Here is a 6,955-nt window from a genome sequence, read left to right on the forward strand (position 1 = left end):
CCTCATGTTTTAATCTACCACAAATAAGTTCCGGAGATATCTTCTTTTTTAACAAAGCTATTATTAGCTTTTTAACTTTACAGGATAGCTTATGATTATTTGAAGTTCTGCGGCTTTGATATAGCTTCTGTGCTATCTCAGCATTATAGTCACTATTTATACTAGTGCGATTAAGTTCCTTTTTTATAGCTCTTTCACTATAGCCAATTTTATTGGCTATTTGAGATGTTTGGTATCCTAATTTAAGTAATTCTTCTATACAATATCTATTTGAAAGAGTTAAGTGCTTTGGCATTTTTTAGTTCCTTATCGTTTATTTTAGTTTCGTCAAAACCTAATAAACTATATTTGGAACTCTCTTTCAACTATTTAAAACTTTCAGAATACAATCTAGCTCATCATCTAAAGATTATGAGAAAATAAATAATTGCTAATTTGATATTTGAATTATATAAAGATGATTCTTTTCAAACGTACACCATAAATAAACATATTGATTTATCTAATAAAAATACAAGAATCAATGAAAAGTAAATGTCTTAAAAAGTGTAAAAGCTAATCTATTTTTTCATAGTTAAAAGGTATACAATATATACCATAAGTAATAAAAAAATAATAAATATGTTTCTTTGTAATGATTCTAAAAATGAAACACTTATAGACACTAGAGGCATATCTTTTGATGAAATAGTTTCAGCTATTGAATTAGATATAAACCCTTTAGATATCTATGAAAATAAAAACTACAAGAATCAATATAAAATAGATGTTCTTATTGGTGATTATGTATAGGTTGTAGTCTTTGAGATCAAAAATGGAGATTACTGGCTGGTAACAGCTTTTAAAAATAGAAAAGCTAACAAAAAACATAAAAGGAGTTAGTTATGGATGATATAAAAAAATATTCTAACGATACAGACTGGGTAAAACTTGATGCGGATAAGCTATCTTCTTTATTTAGTAGCAGATTTAAAAAAGACTGCTACAGCAACTAAGCAAATAAGTTTAAGAGTGAAAGAAGATGATATAAGAAAGTGTGAAGCAAGAGCATCTGCACATGGCTTAAAATACCAGTCAGTTATTAAAGCTCTTATTCACAAATATGCCAATGGCAAAATTACGATATAGTTTTAATATCAAACAATTACAACTCTAAACTCTTACTAACGATTTCAAAGACATTTTTACTTGGGTTTGAAGCTTTGATTTTCTCAAGAGCATTTTTCATCATAGCTTGTCTATCGGTATCATAACGCTTCCAGCTCATCAGATTACGAGCCATTCTAGCTGCAACTTGATGGTTGATTTTATCAAGCTCCAGTACTGTATCCGCCATGAAAGCATATCCTAAGCCATCTTTGCAATGATATTGTGAGAAATTAGCACCAAAACCACCAATAAGTGAGTAAACTTTATTAGGGTTTTTAGGGTTATATGCAGGATGATTAACTAAGCCTTTAACTATATCTAAGGCTGATTCATGAGAAATTTGAGCTTGAGATACTAGCCATTTATTTACAACTAAGTCTTCATGCTTCCAACGGTTATAAAACTCATTGATAGCATTATCACGAACTTGCCTATGATTAGCTTTAACAATGCTGAAAATGCTGTTTGCTGATCTGTCATATTATCAGCATTATCAAATAACTGTTGTGCTAACTCTATACCTTGACTTTGATCACTAGCATTCATCAGATAGCTCAAGCAGACTCCTTTTAGCTTTCTTTTAGCAATTTGCTCAGATACAGCTAACCAATCATCTTTTAGCTTATCTGCTAGCTGATTCATAACTTTTTTGCGAGAGTTGATAATATCATCAACCATAATTGTCGGCATTGCCTCAGCAATTGTAGACTCTGTTGGTATCATCAGAGCATCACTAATTAAAGCTTTATCTAAATCTTTATCATGTAAGATTGATTTAAAAGCATTTAAAAACTCAGCATCTACATCAGCATTTTTTAAGATCATTTTAGTAGCTAATTGCTGTAAAGAGTCCCAACGATTAAAGGCATTATTATCATACTTAACAATATGTAATAGTTCTGTTTCAGCGCGCTTATGCTCAACTTTGACAGGTGCTGAAAAATCTCTAAATAAAGAAGCTACTGGTTTTGCTATAATATTCTCAAAAGTATAAGTTTGTTTTTGCTCTTTTAGCTCAATGACTTGCTCTGCTATATTTTCACCTTCTGGAGTGATAAGTCCCATACTGACTGGTATATGAAGAGCTTGTTTTTCTTTTTGATCTGCTGTTGGCGAAGTAGTTTGCTCTAGTGTTAGACTATAAATTTGATTTTCTGCATCGTAGTTTTCTGTAACCTTAATACTTGGTGTACCTGATTGAGCATACCATCTTTTAAATAAGCTAAAATCACGATTATTAGCATCTGCCATAACATTTACAAAATCATCACAAGTGACAGCTTGTCCATCATGTCTTTTAAAGTATAGTTTCATACCTTTTTAGAAGCCTTGTTCACCTAATAGGGTATGAATCATACGAATTATCTCAGCACCTTTATGATAAACCGTTACAGTATAGAAATTATTCATCTCAATGTACGACTCAGGGCGGATAGGGTGAGACATCGAACTAGCATCTTCAGCAAATTGAGCACTTCTAATAATACGAACATCGTCTATACGTTTAACATCACTAGAGTTCAAATCAGAAGTAAACTCTTGATCTCTAAATACAGTCAAGCCTTCTTTTAAGCTAAGCTGGAACCAGTCTCTACAAGTGACTCTATCACCTGTCCAATTATGAAAATACTCATGTCCCACTACACTTTGTACCAACTCAAAATCTTTATCTGTAGCAGTCTTATCACTAGCCATTATATATTTGGTATTAAAGATGTTTAAACCTTTATTTTCCATTGCACCAGCATTAAAATCAGGCACCGCCACAATCATAAAAGTATCTAAGTCATACTCTAAGCCAAACCTATCCTCATCCCATTTCATAGAGTCTTTAACAGCTTGCATTGCATAATGACATTTATCTATATCTTGTTTAAAAGCGTATATTTCTAAACTAACTTTACGTTGTGATTTTGTAATATAAGTATCTTTGATACTTGCTAAATCTCCAGCTACAAGAGCAAATAAATAGCAAGGCTTCTTAAATGGATCTTTCCATACTGCAAAATGCTGAGTATCTGAAATATATCCGGACTCAACTTTATCGCCATTTGATAAAATTACTGGATATTTTTGTTTGTCTGCTATTATTTTGACTGTAAAAGAAGACATTACATCAGGTCTATCTAGATAGTAAGTAATTTTTCTAAATCCAGTTGCCTCACATTGGGTGCAAAACACCTCTCCAGATTTGTATAAACCTTCCAAAGAAGTATTAGCTTCAGGATTAATCTCTACCACTGTTTCTAATACAAACTTTTCTGGAGCATCATCTATGATTAATTGGTTTTCATTAACTGTAAAATCTGTATTTGATAGCTCTTTATTATCTATTTTTATAGATAATAGTTTTAGATTATTACCATCTAAAACCAGTGTGTTATTTTCACTATTTGCTGGATTAGCTACTATATGTAAATTTGCTGTCACTCTAGTTTTTGACTTATCAAGTTTAAATTTTAGATGTGTTTCATTTATAAGATAATTACTTGGCTTGTAGTCTTTTAAATATTTAATTTCTGGTTAATTCATAGTTAAGGTGATATTAGATATTTTTATTTAGAATAGCAGTAGCTAAATATTGTTGCAATTATATACTAACTATGAATTACTTTTAATACTTATAAGTTAAAATAAAGTATAAAATAAGATACTAGTAGTCTCTTATAACCTCAAAAAATTCTTTTAACTTCTGCTGATCTTTTTGTCCTGGCTCAGATTCTACACCAGAATTAATATAATAAGCAGAACATCTTAACTCTATTGCTTTTGCTATATTTTTAGCATTCAGACCACCAGCAAATATTATATTTTTTCTATCTTTGATAAGACTCCAATCAAAAGCTTTACCAGTACCACCTGATTTACCATCTACTTGAATATCTAATAAGTGATAATCTACATTAGCAAAAAACTCTGGAACAGTTTTATCAATTCCATAAGCTTTCCATATCTGACAGTTTCTATGTAGTTTTGATTTTAGTGCATTTATATATTCTTGATTTTCGTCACCATGTAACTGTACTGCACTAAGTTTCAAACCATAAGCGGTATTTACAACATCTTCGATGCTAGCATTGGCAAACACGCCTACATAGTTTAATCTAACTTTTTTAGTTATTTGTTTTGCCATGGCAAAATCTACACAGCGAGGAGATTTTTCTACAAATATAAATCCTCCATACACCGCTCCTGCATTATATGCTTTTTGCGCATTTTCTACAGAGGTAAGACCACAAACCTTATTAAAACCATATAAGAGTTTTCTAACTGCAAGTTCTAGATTACGTTCATTCATAATAGAACTACCTATCAAAAAACCATTAACATAATTTCTTAAATCACGGATTTCTTGATTTTTATAAATTCCTGATTCTGAAATAATAATTGTTCCTTTAGGTATTTTTGGAGCTAAAAGACGCGTAGTATTTAGATCTATAGAAAGATCTCTTAGATTACGATTATTAATACCTATAACTTTTGCCTTGAGTTTGATAGCTCTTTCAAGTCCTTCTTCATTACTAACTTCAGTTAAAATACCCATACCTAGACGATTAGCTACTTTTGCTAGTTTTTTATACTCATTATCATCTAATACCGAAAACATCAGTAACACCGCATCTGCTTGATAATGTCTAGCTAAGTATATTTGATATTCATCTATAATAAAATCTTTACAAAGTATAGGTTGAATCACTTGCTTTCTAACAATCTCTAGATTTGCAAAACTACCCATAAAAAACTCTTCATCTGTAAGTACAGATATCACATTTGCGTAATTTTTATACACTGCTGCTATTTCATTTAGATCAAACTTTTTACGGATAACTCCTTTAGAAGGAGATCCTTTTTCACACTCTAGAATAAATACTGCTTTGTCTGACTCCAAAGCCTGATAAAAATTTCTATCTGTTTTGATAACTTCTTTTTTGAATACATCTAATGGAAATAATCTTTTTTTTGCAAAAAGCCAATTTCTTTTTGCTTCAACTATCTTAGCTAATATAGTTTCCATAATACTTATTATTTATATGATTTTATGAAGTATTTTAAACGAAAAAAGAATAAAAGTTGAATTTTTCTGTACTTTGTTGATTTGAAGATTATTTATTTTAGATATTCGACATTAACTTCAGCATAATCTTCAATAGGATTATATCTATCAAAATCTGCTTTATAAGCTCTCTTTTTAGAGTTATCTGCCCAAATTTGTTGCCATTTATCAATGATAGCATCAGGTAGCTCGCCTTCAACACGGTACGTTTGATGGTTAAGCTCAATTTGCACAGAATTTAACCCTGTTGGTACCTCAAAAGACTCTGCCACTTCATAACCTATCAAAAGAGTGTATGGAGCGGTATGATCGCCTTCATAGTCATAATAAACAGATATTATATCTTGAGATATATTTTGACCATTGATATATTCTAATACCTCACTATTAAAGAAAAGCTCCCAAGCTTCTTCAAGCAAATCTTCCCTATCATTAGAAACTTTAGATGCTACACCTACTATTTTCATTTTACTATCTTGTTAAACATTCTGCATAGCTAGATGGTATATCAAAAGGTGTTATATTACTATATTTCCAATCTATATTTTGCCAAACTTTATTTACTGTTACATCACGACCACATCCTGTACGATAATAACAATATCTTTTAGGGTTTTTATGATGATAATATTGATGATAACTTTCGGCTTTATAAAAATGTGTAGATGGTAATATTTGAGTATATACAGATTGGTTATGTTTTTTAAATTCTGCTTTTAATTTTTTAGTAATCTCTTCAGCAACCTGTTTTTGTTTATCATCGCTGTAATATATAGCTGATTGATACTGCTCGCCTTTATCACAAAACTGTCCTTTAGAATCTGTAGGATCTATACGACGATAAAAATACTCTACTAAATCTTGATAACTAATTTTAGTATGATCATATATAACTTCTACTGATTCTTTATAATTTGTAATGCCTGCAGATACTGTTTTGTAAGTAGGATCTTTTTGCAAACCACCATCATAACCAGAAATAACCTTTATAATACCATCATGACTTAAATCTTGATGTTTTTGCATATATTCAAAATCTGACTCTAAACACCAAAAGCAACCACCTGCAAATACAGCTTTTTGATATTTACTTTCTGAATCATTAGCTGCAAATACAAAGCTACTTGCAAATAATAAACTACTTAAAATTATGATTTTTCTTTTTTTCATTTGTATAACTATCTAAATGCTTATAAGTTTTAAATTATCATACATTGAAAAATAAGACTATTTTTTTAACCAAAAGATATTACATTTTGAAGAGTTTGATAACACTTACCTGATTTTATAAGTTCTAGTATTTCTTGAGTATTTTGTTTTAGATTATCTTTACCATAAAGCTTCATAAGCATAGCGACATTTACAGCTACAGCAGTATTATGAGCTTTTTCACCTTTACCTTTGAAGTATTTGTTTTATAAGCTAGATTGTATTCTGAAAGTTTTAAATAGTTGAAAGAGAGTTCCAAATATAGTTTATTAGGTTTTGACGAAACTAAAATAAACGATAAGGAACTAAAAAATGCCAAAGCACTTAACTCTTTCAAATAGATATTGCATAGAAGAATTACTTAAATTAGGATACCAAACATCTCAAATAGCCAATAAAATTGGCTATAGTGAAAGAGCTATAAAAAAGGAACTTAATCGCACTAGTATAAATAGTGACTATAATGCTGAGATAGCACAGAAGCTATATCAAAGCCGCAGAACTTCAAATAATCATAAGCTATCCTGTAAAGTTAAAAAGCTA

6 protein-coding genes and 2 pseudogenes are annotated in these 6,955 nt (G+C 30.3%); 2 read left to right on the forward strand and 6 right to left on the reverse strand.

The window, feature by feature from the left end; all coding sequences use genetic code 11:
- On the reverse strand, positions 1 to 295 hold a 295-nt coding region (locus F8C69_RS08040; protein WP_159184785.1), incomplete at its 3' end, for a helix-turn-helix domain-containing protein.
- A gap of 326 nt (positions 296 to 621) precedes the next feature.
- On the opposite strand from F8C69_RS08040, the gene F8C69_RS08045 reads away from it, so the two are divergent.
- The gene (locus F8C69_RS08045; protein ID WP_159184827.1) at positions 622 to 792 is read left to right on the forward strand and encodes a hypothetical protein; all 171 of its coding nucleotides are present in this window, start codon (positions 622 to 624) and stop codon (positions 790 to 792) included.
- A 352-nt stretch (positions 793 to 1,144) separates the two neighbouring features.
- Here F8C69_RS08045 and pepN read toward each other — a convergent pair.
- The 5 genes and pseudogenes from pepN to F8C69_RS08070 all read right to left on the reverse strand — a co-directional run.
- Positions 1,145 to 3,666: pseudogene (pepN, locus tag F8C69_RS08050) on the reverse strand (aminopeptidase N).
- A gap of 136 nt (positions 3,667 to 3,802) precedes the next feature.
- Entirely contained in the window at positions 3,803 to 5,164 is a 1,362-nt protein-coding gene (gene trpCF / locus F8C69_RS08055) for a bifunctional indole-3-glycerol-phosphate synthase TrpC/phosphoribosylanthranilate isomerase TrpF (RefSeq protein WP_159184828.1), read from the reverse strand.
- 92 nt (positions 5,165 to 5,256) lie between these two features.
- Complete coding sequence (locus tag F8C69_RS08060) at positions 5,257 to 5,670, reverse strand: GyrI-like domain-containing protein (protein ID WP_159184829.1); 414 nt, start codon at positions 5,668 to 5,670, stop codon at positions 5,257 to 5,259.
- A 4-nt stretch (positions 5,671 to 5,674) separates the two neighbouring features.
- A complete protein-coding gene (gene msrA / locus F8C69_RS08065) occupies positions 5,675 to 6,373 on the reverse strand; it encodes a peptide-methionine (S)-S-oxide reductase MsrA (protein ID WP_159184830.1) in 699 nt (232 codons plus the stop codon).
- A gap of 65 nt (positions 6,374 to 6,438) precedes the next feature.
- Positions 6,439 to 6,603, reverse strand: a pseudogene (locus F8C69_RS08070) (anthranilate phosphoribosyltransferase); the annotation flags it as partial.
- Between the two features lie 121 nt (positions 6,604 to 6,724).
- Between F8C69_RS08070 and F8C69_RS08075 the strand changes: the two are divergent.
- Positions 6,725 to 6,955 (forward strand): helix-turn-helix domain-containing protein (locus F8C69_RS08075; RefSeq protein ID WP_159183974.1); only part of this gene is annotated, 231 nt, incomplete at its 3' end.

Source organism: Francisella noatunensis subsp. noatunensis (assembly GCF_009823375.1).
Lineage (GTDB): Bacteria > Pseudomonadota > Gammaproteobacteria > Francisellales > Francisellaceae > Francisella > Francisella noatunensis.

Excerpts from the sequence above, each read along its gene's own strand:
- msrA (WP_159184830.1), bottom strand. The coding sequence starts at position 6,373 with ATGAAAAAAAGAAAAATCATAATTTTAAGTAGTTTATTATTTGCAAGT.
- trpCF (WP_159184828.1), bottom strand. The coding sequence starts at position 5,164 with ATGGAAACTATATTAGCTAAGATAGTTGAAGCAAAAAGAAATTGGCTT.
- F8C69_RS08060 (WP_159184829.1), bottom strand. The coding sequence starts at position 5,670 with ATGAAAATAGTAGGTGTAGCATCTAAAGTTTCTAATGATAGGGAAGAT.
- F8C69_RS08045 (WP_159184827.1), top strand. The coding sequence starts at position 622 with ATGTTTCTTTGTAATGATTCTAAAAATGAAACACTTATAGACACTAGA.